General features: G+C 68.3%; 21 protein-coding genes. 15 read left to right on the top strand and 6 right to left on the bottom strand.

What is annotated here, in order from left to right:
• Window positions 1–22 precede the first annotated feature (22 nt).
• Window positions 23–208 carry a hypothetical protein gene (locus GY812_01460; protein MCP4434153.1) on the bottom strand — a complete coding sequence of 62 codons (186 nt, stop codon included), beginning with the start codon at window positions 206–208 and terminating at the stop codon, window positions 23–25.
• A 231-nt stretch (window positions 209–439) separates the two neighbouring features.
• On the opposite strand from GY812_01460, the gene GY812_01455 reads away from it, so the two are divergent.
• The 7 genes from GY812_01455 (at window position 440) to GY812_01425 (ending at window position 9,127) form a co-directional block, all read left to right on the top strand.
• The gene (locus GY812_01455) at window positions 440–1,459 is read left to right on the top strand and encodes an LLM class F420-dependent oxidoreductase (protein ID MCP4434152.1); all 1,020 of its coding nucleotides are present in this window, start codon (window positions 440–442) and stop codon (window positions 1,457–1,459) included.
• Complete coding sequence (locus GY812_01450; GenBank protein ID MCP4434151.1) at window positions 1,456–2,373, top strand: SDR family oxidoreductase; 918 nt, start codon at window positions 1,456–1,458, stop codon at window positions 2,371–2,373. Before GY812_01455 ends, GY812_01450 begins: the two co-directional genes overlap by 4 nt.
• 7 nt (window positions 2,374–2,380) lie before the next feature.
• Window positions 2,381–3,499 carry a hypothetical protein gene (locus GY812_01445; protein MCP4434150.1) on the top strand — a complete coding sequence of 373 codons (1,119 nt, stop codon included), beginning with the start codon at window positions 2,381–2,383 and terminating at the stop codon, window positions 3,497–3,499.
• A gap of 115 nt (window positions 3,500–3,614) precedes the next feature.
• Complete coding sequence (locus tag GY812_01440) at window positions 3,615–4,670, top strand: hypothetical protein (GenBank protein MCP4434149.1); 1,056 nt, start codon at window positions 3,615–3,617, stop codon at window positions 4,668–4,670.
• Window positions 4,671–4,754: 84 nt separating this feature from the next.
• Window positions 4,755–5,741 carry a TIGR03560 family F420-dependent LLM class oxidoreductase gene (locus GY812_01435; GenBank protein MCP4434148.1) on the top strand — a complete coding sequence of 329 codons (987 nt, stop codon included), beginning with the start codon at window positions 4,755–4,757 and terminating at the stop codon, window positions 5,739–5,741.
• A 331-nt stretch (window positions 5,742–6,072) separates the two neighbouring features.
• Window positions 6,073–7,512 carry a carotenoid oxygenase family protein gene (locus GY812_01430; GenBank protein ID MCP4434147.1) on the top strand — a complete coding sequence of 480 codons (1,440 nt, stop codon included), beginning with the start codon at window positions 6,073–6,075 and terminating at the stop codon, window positions 7,510–7,512.
• A gap of 40 nt (window positions 7,513–7,552) precedes the next feature.
• A complete protein-coding gene (locus GY812_01425; protein MCP4434146.1) occupies window positions 7,553–9,127 on the top strand; it encodes a long-chain fatty acid--CoA ligase in 1,575 nt (524 codons plus the stop codon).
• Between the two features lie 25 nt (window positions 9,128–9,152).
• On the opposite strand, the gene GY812_01420 is transcribed toward GY812_01425, so the two are convergent.
• Both GY812_01420 and GY812_01415 read right to left on the bottom strand, forming a co-directional pair.
• On the bottom strand, window positions 9,153–10,133 hold the full coding sequence (locus tag GY812_01420) for an LLM class F420-dependent oxidoreductase (protein MCP4434145.1): 981 nt from the start codon (window positions 10,131–10,133) through the stop codon (window positions 9,153–9,155).
• A 51-nt stretch (window positions 10,134–10,184) separates the two neighbouring features.
• Window positions 10,185–10,997: an acyl-CoA thioesterase gene (locus GY812_01415; GenBank protein MCP4434144.1), complete on the bottom strand. Its 813-nt coding sequence runs from the start codon at window positions 10,995–10,997 to the stop codon at window positions 10,185–10,187.
• A gap of 119 nt (window positions 10,998–11,116) precedes the next feature.
• Between GY812_01415 and GY812_01410 the strand changes: the two genes are divergently transcribed.
• The 4 genes from GY812_01410 (at window position 11,117) to GY812_01395 (ending at window position 14,726) form a co-directional block, all read left to right on the top strand.
• On the top strand, window positions 11,117–12,514 hold the full coding sequence (locus GY812_01410; GenBank protein MCP4434143.1) for an amidase: 1,398 nt from the start codon (window positions 11,117–11,119) through the stop codon (window positions 12,512–12,514).
• Window positions 12,515–12,629: 115 nt separating this feature from the next.
• Window positions 12,630–12,944: a hypothetical protein gene (locus tag GY812_01405; protein ID MCP4434142.1), complete on the top strand. Its 315-nt coding sequence runs from the start codon at window positions 12,630–12,632 to the stop codon at window positions 12,942–12,944.
• A gap of 33 nt (window positions 12,945–12,977) precedes the next feature.
• Window positions 12,978–14,156, top strand: coding sequence for a steroid 3-ketoacyl-CoA thiolase (locus GY812_01400; GenBank protein MCP4434141.1), 1,179 nt, complete (start codon window positions 12,978–12,980; stop codon window positions 14,154–14,156).
• Window positions 14,157–14,321: 165 nt separating this feature from the next.
• Window positions 14,322–14,726: a thermonuclease family protein gene (locus GY812_01395; GenBank protein MCP4434140.1), complete on the top strand. Its 405-nt coding sequence runs from the start codon at window positions 14,322–14,324 to the stop codon at window positions 14,724–14,726.
• Between the two features lie 23 nt (window positions 14,727–14,749).
• On the opposite strand, the gene GY812_01390 is transcribed toward GY812_01395, so the two are convergent.
• Window positions 14,750–15,583 (bottom strand): ChbG/HpnK family deacetylase, encoded by an 834-nt coding sequence (locus GY812_01390; protein ID MCP4434139.1) that lies wholly within the window; start codon window positions 15,581–15,583, stop codon window positions 14,750–14,752.
• A gap of 11 nt (window positions 15,584–15,594) precedes the next feature.
• Entirely contained in the window at window positions 15,595–16,464 is an 870-nt protein-coding gene (gene mca, locus GY812_01385) for a mycothiol conjugate amidase Mca (GenBank protein MCP4434138.1), read from the bottom strand.
• A gap of 102 nt (window positions 16,465–16,566) precedes the next feature.
• On the opposite strand from mca, the gene GY812_01380 reads away from it, so the two are divergent.
• A complete protein-coding gene (locus GY812_01380) occupies window positions 16,567–17,052 on the top strand; it encodes an NfeD family protein (protein MCP4434137.1) in 486 nt (161 codons plus the stop codon).
• A 91-nt stretch (window positions 17,053–17,143) separates the two neighbouring features.
• Window positions 17,144–18,340 carry a DUF2510 domain-containing protein gene (locus tag GY812_01375; protein ID MCP4434136.1) on the top strand — a complete coding sequence of 399 codons (1,197 nt, stop codon included), beginning with the start codon at window positions 17,144–17,146 and terminating at the stop codon, window positions 18,338–18,340.
• Window positions 18,341–18,424: 84 nt separating this feature from the next.
• On the opposite strand, the gene GY812_01370 is transcribed toward GY812_01375, so the two are convergent.
• Window positions 18,425–19,663 (bottom strand): potassium channel protein, encoded by a 1,239-nt coding sequence (locus GY812_01370; protein ID MCP4434135.1) that lies wholly within the window; start codon window positions 19,661–19,663, stop codon window positions 18,425–18,427.
• Between the two features lie 141 nt (window positions 19,664–19,804).
• On the opposite strand from GY812_01370, the gene GY812_01365 reads away from it, so the two are divergent.
• Both GY812_01365 and GY812_01360 read left to right on the top strand, forming a co-directional pair.
• Window positions 19,805–20,737 (top strand): Bax inhibitor-1/YccA family protein, encoded by a 933-nt coding sequence (locus GY812_01365; GenBank protein MCP4434134.1) that lies wholly within the window; start codon window positions 19,805–19,807, stop codon window positions 20,735–20,737.
• 88 nt (window positions 20,738–20,825) lie between these two features.
• Complete coding sequence (locus GY812_01360; GenBank protein ID MCP4434133.1) at window positions 20,826–22,193, top strand: anaerobic sulfatase maturase; 1,368 nt, start codon at window positions 20,826–20,828, stop codon at window positions 22,191–22,193.

The raw sequence follows: 22,193 nt of genomic DNA, 5'->3' as shown, positions 1-22,193 counted from the left end.
CGTGGGCCGATGGGCCCCGGGGTCAGTTCGGGGAGACCTCGGGGTCGAGGCGAGCCAGCATCGAACGGACGTCGAGCAGCAGATCCGCCACTTCGGATGTCGACACGAGCTGACGCTCGGAGATGTCTCCGAGGCCGCGGTCGATGATCTGCATCGCCTCGCGGATTGATTCGTCGATCTCGATGTCGATTTCCCGAACTTCGGTCATCTGGTCTCCCTGGCTTCACCGAGCCGGTGGTTCCCGAGGGGCCGGGACCGGTCGATGACTAGATCGTACCCCGCGGCAGCGACATCTCCCTGTCGGTAATTGCCCCATGAGCCGAAACGCCACACTGCGTGACAGCCCATTCACCCACACTGCTGCAGACACCACGCACCGTGACCTCGGTAGCGCCGGAGCCGACACCCCGCACGCGCGGAGGCTCTAGGTTGCACCCCCATGAGCAATTCCCCCACCGGCGTCACGTTCGCCAGCTTCGGAGGCCTCGGCCTCGACACCGGCCGGGCCATCGCCCGCCTGGCCGCCGACACGGGCTACCGCTCGTACTGGACCGCGGAGACCGTCGCGCAGGAGGCGTTCGCCACGCTCTCCGCCATCGGCACCGAGAACCCCGGGCTCGAGCTCGGCACCGGCGTGTTGGCGATCCAGCTACGCACACCCATGCTGGCGGCAATGGGAGCCGCGACGCTGCAGTCGATCGTGGGAGACCGCGACGTTCTGCTGGGTGTCGGCATCTCCTCGCCCGTGGTGGTCGGCAAGTGGCACGGGCGCACCTACGGCGACACGCCGCTGTCACAGATGCGCGAGTACCTGGAGTTGACCCGGCAGTGCCTCAGCGGCGAGGCGGTCAGCCACGACGGCGAGCACTACTCCGCCAACCGCTTCCGCCTGGGGGTTCGGCTCGCGGAGCAGCGACCCAAGCTCGTGCTCGGTGCGCTCAACGAGAGGATGCTGCGCATGGCCGGCGAGCTCTGCGACGGTGTCCTTCTCAACTACCTCCCGGCGTCCGCGGTGCCCTGGTGCGTCGAGCAGGTGCGCGCCGGGGAGCATGCCGCCGGCAGACCGCGGGGTAGCTGCACGGTGTACGCCTACGTGCACGTGGGCGTCTGTGATCCGGGCCCGGCGCTGGAACCGGCACGAAAGGACCTCTTCTCCTACGCGGTCGTGCCCGCCTACGCGCGGGCGTTCGAACGCGCCGGCTACGGCGAGGAGGTCGAAGAGGTGCTCGCTGCGCACGGCCGGCGCGACCGCGAAGCCGCGCTAGCCGCCATATCCGAGCGCATGGTCGCCGAGATCGACATCTGCGGCGACGCAGCCCATGTGGCGGCCGCGGTGCAGGCCTACCGCGACGCCGGGGTGGACCACCCGGTGCTCATGCCACTGCCATGGGGCCCCGACCGCGCGGCTGTCATCGAAGCAACGGTGGACGCCTGCCGACCGGACCGGATCGTGCCATGACGAACGAGGACCGCAGCGCCGGACGCGGGGCAAGCCGCCCGTTCGAGCCAGAGAACTCGGTTGCCATCGTGACCGGCGCCGCCGGCGGAATCGGCTCAGCCCTCGTACGTGCGCTGGCCGGCGCCGGGGCGCGGCTAATCGTGGGCGTCGACCTCGACGGGGAGCACATGGCCGCAGTCGCTGAAGTGCTCGACGCCGAGTTCGCCAACACCACGATCGCCCCGGCGGGCCTCGACGTGTCGGATCGCGCCGCGACCACGACCCTGGTCGAGCAGGTGGAGGCAGAGCACGGCCACGTCGGGTTGTTCTGCGCCAACGCCGGCATCGGCACAGCGCAGGGACTCGATGCCGACCCCGACACCTGGCAGCGTGTCTGGGATGTCAACGTGATGGCCCACGTGCACGCAGCAGCGGTGATGGTGCCGCGCTGGACCGAGCGTGGAAGCGGACACCTTCTCGTGACCGCGTCCGCTGCCGGGCTGCTCTCCAACCTGGGAGACGCCGCCTACTCGACCACCAAGCATGCGGCAGTGGCATTCGCCGAGTGGGTTGCGATCACCCACGGGGCAAACGGGGTCGGTGTCACATGTCTCTGCCCCCAAGGCGTGCGCACGCCGATGGTGTTCGGCGGCGAGGCCGATGAGTTCGCGGTGCTGCGTTCGGGTACCGCCCCGGCCCAGGACACACACATCGACCACGACCGGGAGCTGGCCATAGCCGTGGTGCGCGCCCAGGGAGTCATCGAGCCGTCCGACGCTGCGAATGCAGCCCTGCGATCGCTGACTGAGGGCCGGTTCCTGGCCCTCCCCCACCCCGACGTGGCCGCCTATGAACAGGCCCGCGCAGCCGACCACGACCGGTGGATCACCGGCATGCAGAAACTCCAGGCGCGGCTGGACGCCCCAGGCCAGTGACCCGGGGATGAACGGGCCCGATCCGCACCGCGCCACCCTCGAGGTGTACGAGCGGCGCGGTGGCGAGTGGGTGCGGCGCCGCAGCCCGACCATGGCCGGTGCAGAACGGTTCGCGAAGCGCCTGGCGGAAGATGCCTCCCTGCCGGACGCAGCGGTGGTCGACCTCGGATGCGGGCCCGGTTGGCACCTGCCCTCGTTCCCCACGGGCACCATCGCGCTGGATGGCGCCGCGTCGATGCTGGCGCAGGTCCCGAACCACGCCCCCCACGCCGCGAGGGTGCAGGCCGACCTTCGCGCGCTGCCCTTGCGGCGCGGGTCGCTGCGGGCGGCGTGGGCGCAGAACTCCTATGTGCACCTGGGGCGCGGCTCGGTGCCGATGGCCATGTGGGACCTTCACCGGTCGATGGCCGTGGGCGCCGTGGCGAGGTTGTTGCTGTTCGGCGGCAACCAGGAGCACCACCACCTCGAGGGCGACGACTTCGAGGGCCGGGCGTTCTCCCTCTGGCCCGAGGATCTACTGGTCGATGTGATCGGTGGGGCAGGATTCGCGCTGGAGTCGATCGAGCGCACAGAGCCTGCCAACGCCGACGAGCTGCCGACCATGGCTGTCACGATCCGGCGTGAACGCACCCTCGCTGACACGGTCGGGCCCGGAATGCGTCTCCTGCTGGTGGGACTCAACCCGTCGCTGCACGCCGCCGACAGCGGCGTCGGGTTCTCCGGTCCCTCCAACCGCGGCTGGCCCGCATTGCTCGAGTCCGGCCTCGCAACCGTGGACCGCGATCCCGTCGCACTACTGCGCGACCACCGCATCGGCATGACGGATCTCGTCAAGCGCTCAACGGCGCGGGCATCCGAGCTGGACGACTCCGAGTACGGCGACGGCCTCGGCCGCCTGGAGCGCCTGTGCCGCTGGTTGCAGCCAGGGGCAGTGTGCATGGTGGGCCTGTCCGGATGGCGCGCCGCAGTGGACCGCAAGGCCTCCGCCGGAGCACAGGAGAAGACCATCGGCGGGCGACCGGTGTGGGTCATGGGAAACCCCAGTGGCCTCAACGCGCACGTCACGACACAGGATCTGGCTGAGTCGCTGCTCGAGGCGGCTGCCCTCGGTGATCAGGCACGCTGAAGCGGCCCTCCATGTGCCGTGGCGCACGGCGGCGAACGGTGCCAGCATGGGTTGCAACAACACGCCGGGGGCGTGTGCTGCGGGGTGATCCGCAGCCGATCAGAGGGGGACGCACATGGCGCCAAGCGGGATCGAGATCCGACTCGGGCCGGAGGATGAGTACATGCATCCCGGCCCCGAGGACACCTTCAACGAGTCCATGTACTTCAATACCTGCGACCCCGAGGCGGGGGTGGGGGCCTTCGTGCGCATCGGGAACCGACCCAACGAGGGTCACGCAGAGGTGACCACCTGCGTCTACCTGCCCGACGGGCGGGTTGCGTTCATGTTCGCGAGGCCCGACATCGCGGACAACGAGCAATTCGATGCGGGCGGGGCGAGCTTCGAGGTCGTCGAGCCATTCGAGGAGCTGCGCGTCACCTACAGCGGCAAGGTCGTGATCCTCAACGAGCCTCTCGAGATGGCCGACCCCCGCAAGGCCTTCACCAACAATCCCTACGAGCCGTGCACGGTCGAGCTCACCTTCAGGGGGGCATCTGACCCCTGGGGCGGGGAGCCTGTCGGCGTGAAGGAGCGCCCGGGCGAGGAGTTCGCCAAGGGCCACTACGAACAGCTCACGACATCGACGGGCTCGATCAGCGTGGGAGACGACGAGTACGCAATCGCCGGGCGGGGCCTGCGCGACCACTCGTGGGGGCCGCGGACCTGGCAGGCGCCGTGGTACTACCGCTGGCTCACCGTCAACATGGGCGACGGCACCGGCATGATGATCTCGCGGGTGGCACGCCAGGACGCCGATGGCTCCCGCACGGGGTTCGTGTGGGACGGCGACAAGCTCCGCACGGTGAGCGGGGTGCGGCTCACCACGATCTGGGAGGGACCCGATCGGTACCACGAACGCGTCAACGCCACGTTCAACATCGAATGCGGCGAGGGCCGGGTCGTGGAACGCCAGCTCACCGGGGAGGTCCTGAACCTGATCCCGCTGCGCAACCGCCGCGACGGTCGGATCACCCGGATCTCGGAGGGTCTGACGAAGTGGACCCTGTCCGCGCCATTGGGCAGCGCGGATCACGACGGCCCCGGCGAGCACCCGGGGCTGACCGGTTACGGCTGGTCGGAGTACCTCGACCAGATCATCGACGGCTCCCCGGTCGGAATCCGCGAGTAGCCCCGCAAGCGTCGGCCGCGCCTGCGCCAGCCCCACGACGCGGATGCCGCTCGGTAGGGTGCGGCCATGTCCTCACCCAGAGACCTGATCCGCGCCGGCTACCAGATCCCCCTGTTCACCTACCCGGACACCGGGCCCGACGCGCTCTTCGAGCAGGTCACGGCCCAGGCTGTCGCTGCGGAGGAGGCGGGCTTCGATTCAGTGTGGGTGATGGACCATTTCTGGCAGCTGCCGATGATGGGGCCACCCGAGCTCGAGATGCTCGAGGCCTACACGACTCTCGGGGCACTGGCGATGGTGACCGAGCGCGTGCGCCTCGGCACCCTCGTCACGGGTGTCACCTACCGCAACCCCGCGATGCTGGCGAAGATCCTGACGACGCTGGACGTGGCGTCCAGGGGGCGGGCGATCTGCGGTATAGGAGCCGCCTGGTTCGAGCCCGAGCACGACGGGCTCGGCTTCGACTTCCCTCCCCTCAGGGTCCGCTTCGAGATGCTCGCCGAGGCGCTCGAGATCCTGCGTGCCATGTTCCGCGATGAACGCCCGACGATCTCGGGCACCCACTACAGCGTGCAGGACGCCATCAACTCCCCCGCTCCCGTGCAGCCGGGCGGGCCGCCGATCATGGTCGGCGGGTCCGGGGAGAAGAAGACGCTGCCCATGGGTGCACGCCTCGCTGATGCGATCAACCTGTCCGCCGGGCAGTCCGAGCTCGGCCGCAAGATGGACGTGATCAACGCCAGCCTCGAAGAAGCCGGCCGCGACCGCGACGACTTCAACGTGAGTTGGCTCGCCACGCTCGTACTCGGCGACTCGGTGGATGCCGCCGAGCAGAAGCTGCGCGAGATGATCGCATCCCGCGGGATGGACCCCGCCGTGCTGGACGACGAGTCGATGCGTCCGATGCTGCTCGACCGGATCATCGTGGGAGACGGCGAGGCCGCTCTCGGGCGCATGCGCGAAGCACTGGATGCGGGAATCGACGGACTGATCGTCAACCTGCCGGCCGAGGGCGGTTCGACCGACGCCGTACGCGACGCCGCCGCAGTGCTCACCGAGCTGCATTCCTGAGTGCTCGCAGGGCCACCGGGTCACCCCCTTGACCGATACCCCCCGGGGTGTCCATAATGTACGGACATTTCGAGGCGCCCCCGCCCCGAACCAGAAGACGAGGAGTCCAACATGTGCAGCCCAGCCACCTGCAAATCCTGCGGCAAGGCCACATACAAGGGATGCGGGATGCACGTCGAGCAGGTGCTCGGCGGTGTCCCCACCGACCAGCGATGCGACTGCGCCTCCACGGGCGCCGGGTCCGGACGCGGGTTCTTCCGCCGCAGCCGCTGAGGTGCCCACGGCCGACTGAACGCCGTAAAGTCCTGCGGAAGCCACCGGAGGAACACACATGACCACCACCGAGGACCGCTGGACCGCAGGACCGGTCGACTGGTCGGCAGCCGGATCGCCCTACCTCAAAGGCCAGTTCGAACCCGTAGGTGACGAGCGCGACGACCACGACCTGGAGGTCATCGGCGAACTGCCCGACGGACTCTCAGGCGTCTACATGCGCAATGGGGGCAACCCCTTCTACGCCCCCACCGGCGGGTTCCACGTGTTCGATGGTGACGGCATGATCCACGGCGTCTACCTCGACGGGGAGGGAGGCGCCTCCTATGCCAACCGCTGGGTCCGCTCACGGGGGCTCGACTACGAGCGCAACAAGGGCGAGGCGGTCTACGGGGGCCTCGGCGGATTCAAGGTCCCGGACCCCGAAGCCATGCAAGCGGGCGGACTGTTCAAGAACACCGCCAACACCAACATCGTCCGCCACGCGGACCGCTACCTGGCCCTGATGGAAGGCGCACACCCCACCGAGGTGACCCGTGACCTTGCCACCGTGGGCGAGTACGACTTCGACGGACGCCTGAGCGGCGCAATGACTGCGCACCCCCGCCATGACGCAGACACCGGCGAGATGCTGTTCTTCGGGTACTCGCCCTTCCCGCCCTACCTGCGCTTCAGCGTCGTGTCCGCGACCGGCGAGCTGACCCACGCCACAGACGTGCCGATCGACCGTGGCGTGATGATGCACGACTTCGTGACCACGAAGGACTACGCCGTCTTCTTCGACCTGCCGGCCATCTTCGACGGCAAGGCGATGATGGCCGGCAACTCGGCAATCACATGGAAACCCGAGCAGGGCGCCCGTATCGGCGTACTGCCCCGCACCGCCGGCGGCGACGAGATCACCTGGATCGACATCGACCCGTTCTACGTCTTCCACTTCATGAATGCCTGGGAAGACGGCGATGGCCGCATCGTCGTCGACGGATGCCGGGCGAGCGCCATGCCCACCGCGTTCGGCGACGAACCGCAGCCGGATGCCGAAGTGCGGCCCTACCTGTGGCGCTGGGAGATCGACCCGGCAGCAGGCACGGTCACCGACCGGCAGATGGATGACCGCACAGGCGACTTCCCGCGCATCAACGACGCATTCAACGGCAAGAAGCACCGGTTCGGCCACCAGGCCCACACGGGCACATGGACCCAGGGGCTCGGTGTGTGGTTCGACGGCGTCATCCAGTTCGACATGCAAACCGGCAACTCGACCGAGCACATCTACGGTGACGGCCTCGTGTGCGGCGAGGTCGCCTTCGCAGCGGATCCGTCCGGCAGCGCCGAGAACGACGGTTGGCTCCTCAACTTCGTGTCCGACCTCGCGACGGGCACCAGCGAGTTCGTCGTGCTCGACGCCCGTGACATCACCGACGGCCCGGTCGCTCGCGTGAAACTCCCCCGCCGCGTGCCGTTCGGCTTCCACGGCAACTGGATGCCTGCCGCCTGATCACAGCGAGGACTGGGTCGCTGCGCTAGAACGACCCGCAATGCGCCTCTGGGAGATCATCGACAACGCAGCCGCCGCAAGACCTGGTGAGGTCGCCCTCGTCGATGGCGACAGGCGGCTGCGCTTCGTGGACCTGGCCGACCAGGTCCACGAGCTCGCCGCAGCACTCGCCCCGCTGACGTCGAAGGGCGACCGCATCGCGATCGTGGCCGACAACTGCACCGCCTACGTGGCCGCCCTCTACGCAGTTCCGCTCGCGGGCGGCGTACTCGTGCACGGCAACACTCGTCACACGTCCGGGGAGCTCACGGCGATGTTCCGGCGCTGCGGGGCCCGCGTGCTGCTCGCCACGGCGGAGCAGCTCTCCCGCTTCGATGCAGATGGGCCCAACATGCTGGTCGAGGCGGGTGTGGTCCATGTGGTCTGCATCGACGACAGCGCCGGTCCACTTTCTCCGGCCGCCGAATCCATCGACGGCCTCGCTGCGGCATCCACAGCCGTTCCAGCCGGAGACGCCACGGAGTCGGACATGGCCTGGCTGCTGTACACCTCGGGTACCACCGGGCGACCCAAGGGCGCCATGCTCACCCACCGCAGTGTCATCGCCGCGGCGCTCAACACGACCATGGCCCGCCCCGTGGCCGAGGACGAGGTCTACCTGTTCCCATTTCCGCTGTTCCACGTGGCGGCCTACAACGTGATCCACCACCACCTCCGCCAACGCCCCGTCGTACTGCTGCCACGCTTCGAACCCTCAGCGGCATTGTCGATCATCGAGGCGGAGTCCGTCACGAGCGTGTCGCTCGCACCCACGATGCTCGCCATGCTGCTCGACCATCCCGACCGCCACCGGCACGACCTCTCGTCGTTGCGAACCGTCTCCTACGGCGCAGCTGCCATGCCCCTCGACGTGATGCGTCGATCGCTTGCCGAGCTACCCCACGTGGGCCTGGCACAGGGCTACGGCATGACCGAGCTGTCCGGCAACGCCGCGTTCCTCTCACCGGAGGACCACCGGCGTGCGGCCGACGACGACCCCGAGCTGCTCACAGCAGCCGGCCGACCGGCACCGATGACAGCGCTGCGCATCGTTGACGAGTCCGGAGCGGAAGTCGAGCCCGGTGCGCCTGGGGAGATCCTCGTGAGCGGCGACCAGGTCTGCGCCGGCTACTACGACGACCCGGAGGCCACCGCCGCTGCCATCGTCGACGGCTGGTTGCACACCGGGGATGTCGGCCGCATCGACCGGCGTGGCTACCTGCACGTTGTCGACCGCCTGAAGGACATCATCATCACCGGCGGCGAGAACGTGTCGTCGCGTGAGGTCGAGGACGCCGTCGGCACCCATCCCGGAGTGCAGGCGGTGGCCGTCGTGGGCACACCCGATGACAAGTGGGGTGAGCTGGTCGTGGCTGTGGTCGTGCCAACCCGAGCTGACTCGGTGCCAACTGTCGAGGAGCTACGGGACGCGTGTCGCCACCTGGCCGGATTCAAGCATCCGCGTGCGGTGCTCAGCACCGACGAGCTCCCCACGAACGCCTCGGGCAAGGTCGACAAGGTTGCTGTCCGCAAGGATGCAGCCCGCTTCGTTGGTGCTCAATCACCCCAGGGGTGATTGAGCACCAACGAAATGGCCCTGGTCAGCGCGGGGCGAGGTCGCGGATCGCCTGACGCTGGTCGACGCCTGGGAAGGGCAGCACCGCGAGGGCGGGAGTGGTCACACCCGACTCGACGTAGCTCCCGATGTGCTCACGGCACTCCTCGGGTGTGCCATGCACGATGAGCTCGTCGACCAGCGACTCCGGAATGGCCTCGAGAGCGGCCGAACGGTCACCCTCGCTCCACAGCCGGGTCATCTCCGCGAGCTCCTCCCCCCGACCGAGCCATTCGTGAAAGGCGTTGTAGACCGGCACCGTGAGGTAGGCGGCGATCGCGAACCGTCCGGCGGCAATGACCGTGTCACGGTCCGCGATCGGGGCGACGAATATGCGCGCCGTGATCTCGGGAGCCGGCCGGCCCGCCTCAGCAGCTGCCTCGGCCACGATCGGCGCCACAGTGCGGACGTCCTGCGCCGAGAGCCAGTTGATGATGGCGCCGTCACCCTCGCGGCCGGCGAGGCGCAGCATGCCCGAGCGAAGGGCCGCGATCAGGATCGCCGGCTGCTCGGCAGGCTTGATTCCGAGCCGGAATCCCTTGATCTCCCTGCCTGCGAACTCGCCACTGACCTTGCCGCCCTCCAGGGACTCCCGGATGAAGCGCACCATGTCGCGCACCTGGCGGTACGGCTCCTCGAAAGGGATGCCGTTCCAGCGCTCGATGATCACGTTCGACGACGAGCCGATGCCGAACGCCACCCGGCCCGGAGCGGCATCGGCCAGCGAAGCCACCGACTGGGCGAGACAGGCGGGGCCACGGGTGAACGCGGGCACGATCGCGCTGCCGAGGCGCAGCTCAGGGGCCCACGCGGCAGCCAGCGCCAAGGGCGTGAAGCCATCTGCGCCATTGGCCTCGGCGGACCAGATGTCGGTGTAGCCGAGGTCGACCAGTTCCCGGTACCACTCCTTGTGCTCGGACAGGGGCACGTTGTCGAAGGGGACGGTCATTCCGTAGCGCTGGCTCATGGCGCCACACGGTAGGCGCGCCACCGCGGGCCACGCGCGCCGGCGGTTACCTCACATCTTCTGGCTGCGTATCAACGCCGACTGCGACGCCGTGGCCAGCAACGTGCCATCGGTCGCCCAGAGGTAGACGGTGCCGTGACCGAAGCCGTTCGCCACGCCCTCGACACGGATGTCCACCAGCACCCACTCGGTGGGTACCAACTGCACGATCCGGATCGTGTTGTCGAGGCTGTTGGACGGCCACCACGTGCCCTGTGACTGCGAGATGCCGAAGGGCACGTAGTCGCCCAGGATCGCAAGCGCCGCGGCGGTCATCTCGATCTCGGCACCGCCCTGGCCGGGGAGGCGCACCCACAGGGCGCTGTGGCCGTCGGTGACGGCGTTGCCCTCGAGGTCGTCCCACTGCTGTCCCTTGGCCAGCCTGATGTCGAGCCGGGTCATGATCGACCGCTCGTCTTCCTCGTGTCCGGGCCTCTCAGGGCAATCGAGCGGGTCGCAGAGCCCGGGCAACGCCAGATACTGACCGGTCGCAGGGTGGTCCTTCGATCCGAGGGCACCGTTGACGGTGAGGATCTCGCGCTCGCCCACCTTCGCCACCGCACGCGCCTGCGTGGTCGCATGGCCGGAGGCTGCGACCGTCACGTCGATGTCGACCACGTCGTCGACCATCGCGAAGCTCAAGTACTGCGCGGTCGCCCACACCAGAGGCCGGCCCGTAGTCTGCTCCATCGCCGCGACCGCGGCTCCCAGGCCGCAACCGCCGAAGAGGAACTTGCCCCGGGTCGCAATGCCATCGGTCACCGGCAGGATCCAGCGGTTGGGGTTGTGTGTCGGCTCCAGGCCGAGCCACTCCCTTGCGTACATGGCGCTCACGCTACCGGCGCCGCATCCCGGACCCCTTCCGCAGCTCGCATGGCATCCGGCACAGCTAGTGTCCGGGCCGCGCTGCAGTGCCGAGCGCACCGCACACCGAGGGGACCGACATGACCGATTCACCATGGCAGGGCGACGCATGTTCGCTGGTGGAGGCCTTCCGTTCCGGCGAGCGCTCGCCATCGGAGGAGCTCGAGGCCACGTTGGCCGCCATCGAGGCGAGCTCTCTCAACTGCGTGTCGTTCCTCGACCCCGAACGGGCGAGAGCTGCGGCCCGCGCGGCCGATTCGTCCCTTCCCTTCGGTGGGGTGCCCCTCGGCATAAAGGAGCTCTCCAGCGTCGCGGGCTGGCCGGAGACCGGGGCCTCACTCGCGTTCCGCGACCGCATTGCCACCCACACCGACACGGCGCTCGGGAGGGCTGAACGGGCTGGCGGGGCCGTTCCGTTCGCCATGATGACCGCATCCGAGTTCGGCGGACTCAACGTGAGTACGACCAAGCTCAACGGCACGACCCACAACCCGTGGCAGCACGGCCGCACGGCAGGCGGCTCCTCGGGCGGAAGCGCCGCAGCCGTGGCCGGCGGGCTGTGCACGCTCGCGACAGGCGGTGACGGCGGCGGCTCGATCCGCATACCCGCAGGCTTCTGTGGCCTTCCCGGAATGAAGGGCACCGCAGGACGCATACCGCGGGGGCCACACACCGCGATCCATCCGATGACGGTTGTGACGGGCGTGATGGCGCGCTCGATCCGTGACATCGCCCGCTACTACGACGTGACCGCCGGATACGACGGCCGCGACCCCTACTCACTACCCAGCCATGGCCGCTGGGAGGCGGACCTCGGCACCCTCGGCGACGATCTGCGCGGCAAGAAGGTTGCGATCGTGACCGACCTCGGCTCGGCCACCGTGCTGGCCGAGGTGGCCGATTCGGTGCAGGCAGCGGCCGAAGAGCTCGCCGCGGATGCCGGACTCGTGGTCACCGACATCGACTTCACCGCACCGAGCCTCGGCTACGAGTGGGCGATGGGCAACCTGGCCTCGATGCGGGCGGAACTCGACGGCGTTTGGCCGGGCTGCGAGCATGAGCTCACCAAGGAGATGGCTTTCGCCATGCGCCTGGGCGAGGGCAACTACGACCTCGACATGGCCGCGGCGGGCGAAATGGCACGTACGGCTGCCAACGAGACGCTTGCGGCCGCGTTCGACGAGGTGGACTTCATCATCTCGGCCACCAACCCGGACGTGGCGTTCCCGGCAGAGATCGGCGCCAACACCCGCGTCGGAGACCAGAAGGTGGGCCTCGAGAACAACGGCGCACTCACCATCCCCTACAACATCTACGGCAATCCGTCGCTTTCGATCCCCGTGATGACGGTCAACGACCTGCCTGTGGGCATGCAGGTGGCCACCCGCCACCACGACGATGCCCTGCTGCTGGAACTCGGCTCCATCGTGGAATCACAGCGCCCCTGGCCACTCACGGCCCCCTTGGCGCCCTGCTGACCGGCGCCCTGTCGCCCTGCTGACCGGCGCCCTGTCGCCCTGCTGACCGGCGCCCTGTCGCCCTGCTGACCGGCGCCCGGAGGCGATGTCACACCCCCCATCCACAATGGTCTCCATGAAGAACCAGCTGCTCCTGATCGCCGAGGACGCACCCCGCAGCCGTGCAGATGCCGCCCGCCGGGCGCTGCGCTCCTCCGCAGGCGCTGATGGCACCAAGTCCAGCCCCACGCCGACCTCCCGGCGCCGCGTCGAGCGCAGCCACGAGCGCGCTGAGGTGGCCCGTGCCGCCCTTCGCGAGGCGAGTGAGCGAGCCACCAGGCGAGAGGCCGCCCGACGCCACGCCCGGGAGCAGGCCCTGCTGGCCGCGGCCAACCAGCCACGGCTGCCGGTCGGAGACGCGCTGCCCCCGCGGCCCCGCCGTGCGGCGTGAGCGCGATCGTCGTGCGCACCTAGGATGCCGCCCATGCCTGACGTAGTGATCATCGACGCTGTCCGCTCCCCCATCGGCCGCCGCAAGGGTGGGCTGGCCGGAGTGCATCCGGCCGACCTTCTCTCGGAGGTGCTATCGGCACTGGTCGAGCGCACGGGAATCGACCCACACGAGGTCGGCCAGGTGGTCGGTGGATGTGTGAGCCAGGTAGGCGAGCAGTCGTTCAACACCACCCGCACGGCCTGGCTGTCCGCCGGCCTGCCACTCGAGGTCGCCGCCACCACTGTCGACACGCAGTGCGGCTCCTCACAGCAGGCGACCAACCTCGCCACATCTCTGGTGAGCTCCGGCACCGTCGATGTGACCGTCGCGTGCGGCGTCGAGGCGATGTCGCGCGTTCCGATCGGCTCCAACTCCTCCAAGAAGCTGGGCCTCGGCGTACCCATACCCAAGCCTTACTTCGCCCGCTACGAGTTCACTTCGCAGTTCGAGGGTGCCGAGCGCATCGCCGACAAGTGGGAGATCACCCGCGACGACACCGACGCCTTCGGGCTGGCCTCCCAGGAGCGCGCCGCTCGGGCATGGAAGGAAGACCGGTTCGCCGGCCAGGTCATCGCGATCGAGGCGCCGGTCCTCGACGACGAGGGCAACCCCACCGGTGAGACACGGACCGTGTCGCGAGACGAGGGCCTGCGCGAGACCGACCTCGCGACGCTCGGCAAGCTGAAGCCGGTCGCCCGCGAAGACGGCGTTCACACCGCCGGGTCGGCATCACAGATCTCCGACGGCGCCGCGGCCACGCTCATCATGACCGCCGACAAGGCGACCGAGCTGGGCCTCACCCCGATGGCCCGCATCGTCGACACCTGCCTCGTGGGCGTCGACCCGGTGCTTATGCTCACCGGTCCGATCGATGCCACCGAGCACCTGCTGGAGCGCAACGCGCTGTCGATCAACGACATCGACCTGTTCGAGATCAACGAGGCCTTTGCCTCCGTCGTGCTGGCCTGGGCCAAGGAGCTCGGCGCCGACCTCGACAAGACCAACCCGAATGGCGGTGCGATCGCCCTCGGCCATCCCCTCGGCGGCACCGGGGCGTTCCTGCTCACCAAGGCGGTCCACGAGCTCGAGCGAATCGGTGGCAGGCGGGCCCTGATCTCCATGTGCTGTGGTGGCGGTCTCGGCACCGGCACCCTCATCGAGCGAATCTGAGCCGTGCGCCCCGCTCCCTGCCCTCCAGGGCCCAAGAGGGGGCGGGCGCCTACGGCCTCTTGCGCGTTCCTGCTCGCGCTCGCAGTCGTCGTTGCCGCGTGTGGATCCAACGAGCCGGCCACGGCCGACGGGCTGCCCGGTGAGCCCAACGCCACGGTGGTCCGGGTGGTGGACGGAGACACGATCGTGGTCGACACTGCGGGGGTCGAGGAACGGGTACGCCTGATCGGGATCGACACACCCGAGACGGTCAAGCCCGACAGCCCGGTCGAGTGCTTCGGCAAGGCGGCCTCGGCACATGCAGAGCAGCTACTGCCGCAAGGCACTCCGGTGGTGCTCGAGCGAGACGTGGAGGCGAGGGACCGCTACGACCGCCTGCTCGCCTACGTCTACAGGGCATCCGACGGGGTCTTCGTGAACCTGGCGATGGTGCAGGGCGGCTTCGCCCAGCCTGCCACCTACCCACCCAACGTGGCGCACACCGAAGCATTCGTCGCGGCCGGCCGCGAGGCCCGGGAACAGGACCGCGGCCTCTGGGGCGAATGCGGCGGCGACGACCTCTACGGGTAGACGACGGCGACGCGACCGGCTTCTCAGCCTGCGCGCTGGAGCTCTCGAAGCTCCCGCCATCCGATCAACACGATGCCCGAGCGCTCCACGGTGGCTCGCATCTCAGAGTCGTTGGTCAACAGGTGGTGGTCGTCCACCCGGTCGGCCCAGTCGGGAGCAAGGGACCGCAGCTCGGGATTGTCGGTGGCCGGGTGCAGGTAGACCTCGGTGACGCCCGGGCGCAGGTCGCGCACCGCGCGCTCCACCGACCGACGGCTACCCACGCCCGGCACCACTACCAGGTGGTCCGGGGCCACGATTCCCTCTTCGGCAGCGAGCTCGCGGAACTGGAAGCCGACCGCCTCCTGGGTCGAGGCACCGCCGAGACGAACCGGAAGCCCGAAGTCGACCGCGAGGTCCAGGTAGACGTCGAAGAATTCGGGCCGCAGCTGCAGGGTGCCCATGTGGGAGTCGAGGTGGGTCACATCGAAGCCCCACAGAATCGCCCGCTCCACCTGTGCGCGCAGCTCGCGGCGCACCTCGTCGAGGTCAGCGTGGTCCCACACGTCCTGCACCGTGGCCGGGAACCCTGCCGCGCCACCCACCAGCGAGGGGCCATGGGTCACCGGACCCCACCGGTAGAGCTCGAACTCCGCGTTGAGCGTGAGATGCACACCGACGTCTTCACCGCGGTAGCGCGCCGCTGCCTCGCGCGCCCATGGACAGGGCACCATCAGCGATGCCGATGTGGCGAACCCGTCCCGCATCGACTGGTACACGCCCTCGTTGGCGGCGTGGCACATCCCCAGGTCGTCACAGTTGACGATGAGGACCCTGGCGTCCGCGGCGTGGCCGAGCCTCTCGGCGAGCGATGTCACGGCAACGGAAACTACCGGCCCGCCACGCCGGCGAACAGGTCGTCTTCGGGCAGGGTCGAGTCGACCCTCGAGCGGGCGAGGATGTAGTCGTCGAACGGGTGCACGTCACGGGCCACATCAGTGGGCAACCCGAACCAGAAGGCGCTCGTGGGGTCGACTTGCGTGGCGTGGGCCAAGAGGGCCTTCTCTCGCACGTCGTAGAAGTCGCGGATCGGCACCTCGGTCGTGACACGGTCGTCTGTACCGGTGTCCTTCATGCGCTCCTGCCAGAACTCACCGAAGGGCGACTCGATGCCGAGCTCCTCGAACTTCTCGTGCAACGCGACCATCCGGCGCCGCGACCAGACCGTGTAATAGAGCTTCAGCGGCTCCCATGGCTCTCCTGCCTCCGGATACCAGTCGGGATCCCCTGCCCGCTCGAACGCGGGAACCGAGATGTCGTGCACCCGGAGGTGATCGGGGTGTGCGTAGTGCTTCTGGTCATCGCCATAGGTCACGATCACCTGGGGACGGTCCCGGCGGATGATCGCCACGAGCCTCCCGATGGCTTCATCGAGATCCGCGTTCCAGAAGTTGTCGGGGCGCGCGTTGTCCTCCGAGTCGGGCATTCCGGAGTCGTGGTAGCCGAGCAGGTCGACCCTGTCGTAGCCGATGATTCCGGCCGCTTCGTCGAGTTCCTCCATGCGCACCTCGGCCAGCCGCTCGTTGACCTCTGGGCGGTCCATGGCGGGGTTGAGCACGTCGCCGGCCTCACCACCCGTGCAACACACGAGCGTGGCCGGAATCCCCTGGGAGGCATAGAGGGCAACGGTGGAGGCACCCTTGGACGACTCGTCGTCGGGATGGGCGTGCACGGTGAGGAGTCGCAGGGGGGCAGCCATGGGGGTCCAAGGTACCGCTGCACCGGCGCATGTGTGACCCGGCGGCAGCTCCGGGCCCGGGCCGGCGCGCAACGGTTCCCGGGGGGCAGTACCGTGAAACGCATGGGACCGAACGAGGTTGCGGTCATCTTCCTGGTCGTCGGGCTGGGCCTGTGCGCGGCCGAGATCGCAGCGCCAGGCCTCGTACTTCTGCCCTTCGGGGTGGGCGCCCTGATCGCCTCGCTCACCGGGTTCCTCGGGGCACCCGGCCTCGTGCAGGCGATCATCTTCCTGGGCGCATCCGGCGCGGCCTTTGCCGCCATGCGACCGCTGGCCCGCAGGCTCAACGAGTCCGATGTCGACGAGGGCATCGGGGCGCGCCGACTGGTCGGATCGCGGGCAGTGGTACTCGAGCAGATTCCTGCCAACGACTCGGGGATGGTGCGCATCGACCGCGAGCAGTGGCGAGCGGAGTCCGTCGACGACACCCCCCTGCCCGCCGGCATCACCGTGACGGTCACCGAGGTGCGCGGTACCCGGGTGATAGTCGCCCCCGAAACAACGCCCGGCATCGAGCCTCCAGCCGGCCCGCCCACCGCCGGCACCTAGCCGGCGGACCCGTGACACCGGTGACACATCGGGCCTGGCTGACGGTACACATGCAGAGGAGAGGAACCCCCCTGATGAACGGAGCAACCACATGAGCGTCGCAGCAATCGTGATCGTCGCAATCCTCGTGCTGTTCCTGCTGATAGTCGTCGGCTCGAGCGTGCGGATCATCCGCCCGTACCAGCGCGGCCTCGTCGAGCAGTTGGGCAAGTACAAGGAGACCCACGACCCGGGCCTGCATCTGATCATCCCCTTCGTACAGAACATGCGGCTGGTCGACATGCGCGAGCAGGTCGTGGACGTACCACCACAGGAGGTGATCACCTCGGACAACGTGGTGGTCGCCGTCGATGCAGTGGTCTACTACGAGCCCACCGACCCCCAGCGACTGCTCTACAACGTGGCCAACTTCATGGTGGCGGTGACGAAGCTGGCCCAGACCAACCTGCGAAACGTGATCGGCGACCTGTCACTGGACGAGGCGCTCACGAGCCGCGACAAGCTCAACCTCGAACTCCGCCAGATCCTCGACGACGCCACCGACAAGTGGGGCGTGAAGGTCGTGCGTGTCGAGATCCAGCGCATCGACCCGCCACCCGACGTCATGTCTGCGATGCACGAGCAGATGAAGGCGGAGCGAAACCGCCGTGCACAGGTCACCACCGCCGATGGCTTCCGCGAGGCGTCGATCATGAAGGCCGAGGGCGAGAAGCAGGCCGCGATCCTCACTGCCGAGGCGGTCCAGAAGTCCCAGGTCCTGGAAGCCGAGGGCCAGGCCGAGGCCGTGCGGGCGCTGGCCGACGCCGAGCGCTACCGGGCCGAGACCACCGCCTCAGGTGAGGCCGCGGCCATCCGGAACGTCTACGGGGCGATCCACGACGGTGACCCGACGAACGACCTCATCGCGATCAAGTACCTCGAAGCGCTCACATCGGTTGCCGATGGCCAGGCCACCAAGATCTACCTTCCGATGGACACCGGCGGCATGAACGGTGCGCTGGCCGGAATCGCGGAACTGTTCAGCGGCGCGGGCGATCCGCCCCAGGGCAGTCGGCGCGGCACCCAGCGGTCCGAGATCGACCAGCTGCTCACTCCCCCGGACCCACCCGACATCCATGTCGAGGTTTCCGATGACCCCGAGGCCGACATCGAGGCCACCAAGGCGGCCATCGAGAGTCTCGGCGGAACCGGCGGCGGGGCTGAGCCCGGGTGGTATCCCGACCCCCAACGACCGTCGAAGATGCGCTGGTGGGATGGATCTGACTGGTCCGACCCGAGCGGCTCCTGAACCGTCACGCCAGAAGCCCACGCCCGAATCGCCGACCATCGCCAGCAACATGGTGAGAATGGTCGGTGGTTCCGTGCTCCGGGCTCAGCGGGAGGCTTCGAGGGGGACTAGCTGCACGACGCCGGTCGGGTCGTCGTCCCTCTCCTCCATCCACCAACCACACACCTCGGCCAGCAGGTTGCGACCCTCGGCGGGCCCGGAGGCGATGAGCTCGTCTCCTGGGTGCAACGTCACGTAGCCACGCGGGCGGTACAGGTAGCGGTTGTCGCGCCGGATGGCGAGCACGTGGAATCCGGGCTCGATGTCGAGCTGCAGGTCCACGAGACGCCGCCCGTCGGCAGCTGAACCCGTACTCACCGGCACTCGCATCGCCACCACGTCGGCCTCACCGAGGGCCACGTTGACGATCGGATGGAGTTCGTAGTCGTCCGCGATCAGCCAGACCATGTGATTGGCCTGGTCTCCCAACTCCTCGGCAGCCGACGCCAGCTGGAGCAGGCCCCGCAGCGGCGACAGGTCGGTGTCCGACTTGGCGGCACGAAGCACCCACAGCTGCAGGTGGTCCTTCATCTCGTCGAGGCGCTCCGCTAGGTGGCGAACCTCGGCGGCCAGGCCGACGTCCTGTAGCGCGAGTGCCGAGTAGGCCAGGCCCACCGCAGCCTCGGAAATGTTCTTCATCTCCACGAGCACGTCGACCGCCCGGTCGAGGTCGCTGAGCACGCCCACCGGAGGCGTTGGCGGCTCCCACGTGGGCGCGGCAGCCAGCTCGTGCAGGCGCGAGATGCCGGCGGGTGAGCCGCGCAGGAACAGCACATCGCCCGGAAACAGGATCAGGTCGCCGTCGATCTCCTCGATCATCCATGAGCGCTCGCGGCGGATGGCCACCACTCGCATGCCGCACTGGACTGGGATCTCGAGGTCCTTGAGCGGGCGGTGGGCCATGTGTGACCCCTCACGAACCCAGACGCGGTGCGAGATCTCCTCCGCGTTGGATAGGTCGGCGATCAGCTCATTGGGGATGCCCAGCCGATGGGTCACCAACCGCGTGATGTCGACCGCCGCATTGGCGATGCCTTCGATGGCCGAGATCACCTGGAGCACCGAGGCCATTCCCTCGGCCTCGGCCGGACGGCGCACCGCCATGATGCAGACCTCGCGCATGTCCTGCACGAGGTCGTTCATGCGTTCCTCGAGCTGGCCGACCTCGGTCGCCATGCCCGGATCGTTGAAGAACACCGCCGCATAGGCGAGGTCGATCATCAACTCCGAGGAGTCCTTGGCCTCCGACAACATCTCGCGGAGGCTTCGGGGCCGTTCATCCATGTGAGGATCCCATATGTGGCGTTCATGATACGCAGCACAGGCGGTGCGACGGGTCGAGTCACCCGAACAGGTAGATTCGTAGTCCTGACCCGGCCCCCGTCGGGCTGATGCCCGACCGTGATGTCGGGCCACGAGGTGGACATGTCACGCAATCCAATTCTCACCGACGAGGCCTTCGATCCGTCTCACTACGGCGGCACAACCACGGCCACGCGCCCCTCTCCCGCACAGGAGTGGGAGCAGGCACAAGCCGGCGGTTCCGCGCAGAACGCGGCTGCGACGCAAGCCGCCGACGACGCAGCGATGTACTCCCAGGCACCACCCGCGAGTGTCACGACGGGACGCACAATGACCATGGGCGGCACCGCGTGGGCCACCCTGCTGTTGCTCCTGCTCGCCGGCGCCACCGGTGTCTACGGCTGGACCACGGTCACCGCCACCCAGGTCGGAGTCGACCCCCAGACAGGGGAACCCGTGGTGCAGGCCACGCTGAACCAACCGATCCTGCTGATCGTGGCCATGCTGGTCGGACTCGCCTTCGTGATCCTCAGCAGGTTCAAGCCCAACCTGAGCGCGATCGGCGGCATCGGCTATGCGCTGTCGATGGGATACGTGCTCGGAGCGATCTCCCACCTCTACGACGCCGAGTGGAACGGCATCGTCATCCAGGCGATCCTCGGCACCGGCAGCGTGTTCCTGGTGATGCTCGTGCTCTACGGACTGCGGGTGCTGCGGGCCACCCCGAAGATGGTCAAGATGGTCACAGGCGCGGTATTCGGCATCCTGATCATGTACCTGATCGCATTCGTCGCGTCGCTGTTCGGCGCCGACATGGCCTTCGTGTACGGCCCGTTGGGCACCGGCAACAGTGGAGGCGGGCTCGGTATCCTGCTCAGCCTCTTCATCGTCGGGGTCGGAGCGTTCATGCTGATCCTCGACTTCGACTTCGTCGAGAAGGGCTCCAAGGCCGGCCTGCCCGGCTACATGGACTGGTACGGGGCCATCGGGCTCATGGTCACGCTCGTGTGGATCTACCTCGAGATGCTGCGCCTCCTCGCACGCTTGAGGAGCTGAGCCGGAGGACAGGGCGGAGACGGCCCACGGGCCGACCCCGGCCGAGGCGTGCGGACCGGCACGCACCCGTGTGGTGGACTGCAGGGCGATGAACGACGCTTCGGCCGTGCCGGCCCTGCCCTCACCACTGCCGACGGCCGCACCGGACGGCTTCCATGTGATGGCCAAGCCGACCGGGGCCATCTGCAACCTCGACTGCACCTACTGCTTCTTCCTCTCCAAGGAGTTGCTGTACCCCGGCGACCGCTTCCGCATGGCCGAGGAGCTACTGGACACCTACGTGCGCCAGACCCTCGAGAGCCAGCGCGGCCCCCAGGTCGTGCTGGCCTTCCAGGGCGGCGAGCCGACCCTCATGGGAGTCGGCTTCTACGAGCGCACTGTCGAGCTGGTGCGCAAGTACGCACGCCCGGGCCAGCAGGTGCAACTGACACTGCAGACCAACGGCGTGTTGATCGACGACCGCTGGGCCGAGTTCCTGGCAGCCAACGACGTCCTCGTCGGTCTCTCCATCGACGGCCCTGAGGAAATGCACGACCTCCACCGGGTCGACAAGGCAGGCCGTGGCACCTTCGACCGCGTGATTGCAGCGCTCGAGCTACTGCGCGCCCACGACGTCGACGTCAACGTCATGTGCACGGTCAACGCGGCCAACGCAGACCACCCGCTCGAGGTGTACAGGTTCTTCCGCGACGAGCTCCACATGGACTTCATGCAGTTCATCCCGGTCGTGGAGCGCACCAACGAGCAGACCCTCTCGATCGCCAACGCCGGCTGGGGAGAGTCCAACCGCGACCGCCCGCTCTACGTCAACAGCGGCTCGCTGGTCACAGACCGGTCCGTCGGCCCCGAGCAGTGGGGCAGCTTCCTGTCGGAGATCTTCGACGAGTGGGTGCGAAACGATGTGGGCGACGTCTTCGTGGGCCACTTCGACGCCGCCCTCGCAGCCTGGGTCGGGGTCGAGCCGGGCATGTGCGTGTTGCGCGAGACATGCGGTACGGCGGTGGCGCTGGAGCACAACGGCGACCTCTACTCCTGTGACCACTTCGTGGAACCCGACTATCTCGTCGGCAACATCGCACAGACCCACATGGTGGAGCTGATGGCCTCTCCCCAGCAGGTCGCATTCGGCAACGCCAAGCGCGACACGTTGCCCCGGTACTGCCTCGACTGCGAAGTGCGCTTCGCCTGCAACGGCGAGTGCCCGAGAAACCGGTTCTCCACCACGCCCGACGGCGAGGCTGGGCTCAACTACCTGTGTGCCGGCTACAAGCACTTCTTCGGCCACATCCGCGACGACATGTCGACCATGGCAGACCTGCTGCGCAACGGTGGGGCAGCTCCCGACATCATGAAGCACAAGGCCGACGAGGAAGCCGCCTTGTATGCCGGAGTCGGGCGCAACGACCCCTGCCCCTGTGGCAGCGGCAACAAGTTCAAGCGCTGCCACGGCGCCTGA

This window comes from Actinomycetes bacterium (genome assembly GCA_024222295.1).
Taxonomy (GTDB): Bacteria; Actinomycetota; Acidimicrobiia; order Acidimicrobiales; family Microtrichaceae; genus JAAEPF01.
Note: the sequence above shows the minus strand (reverse complement) of the source record. Positions and strands in the feature narration are given on the sequence as shown.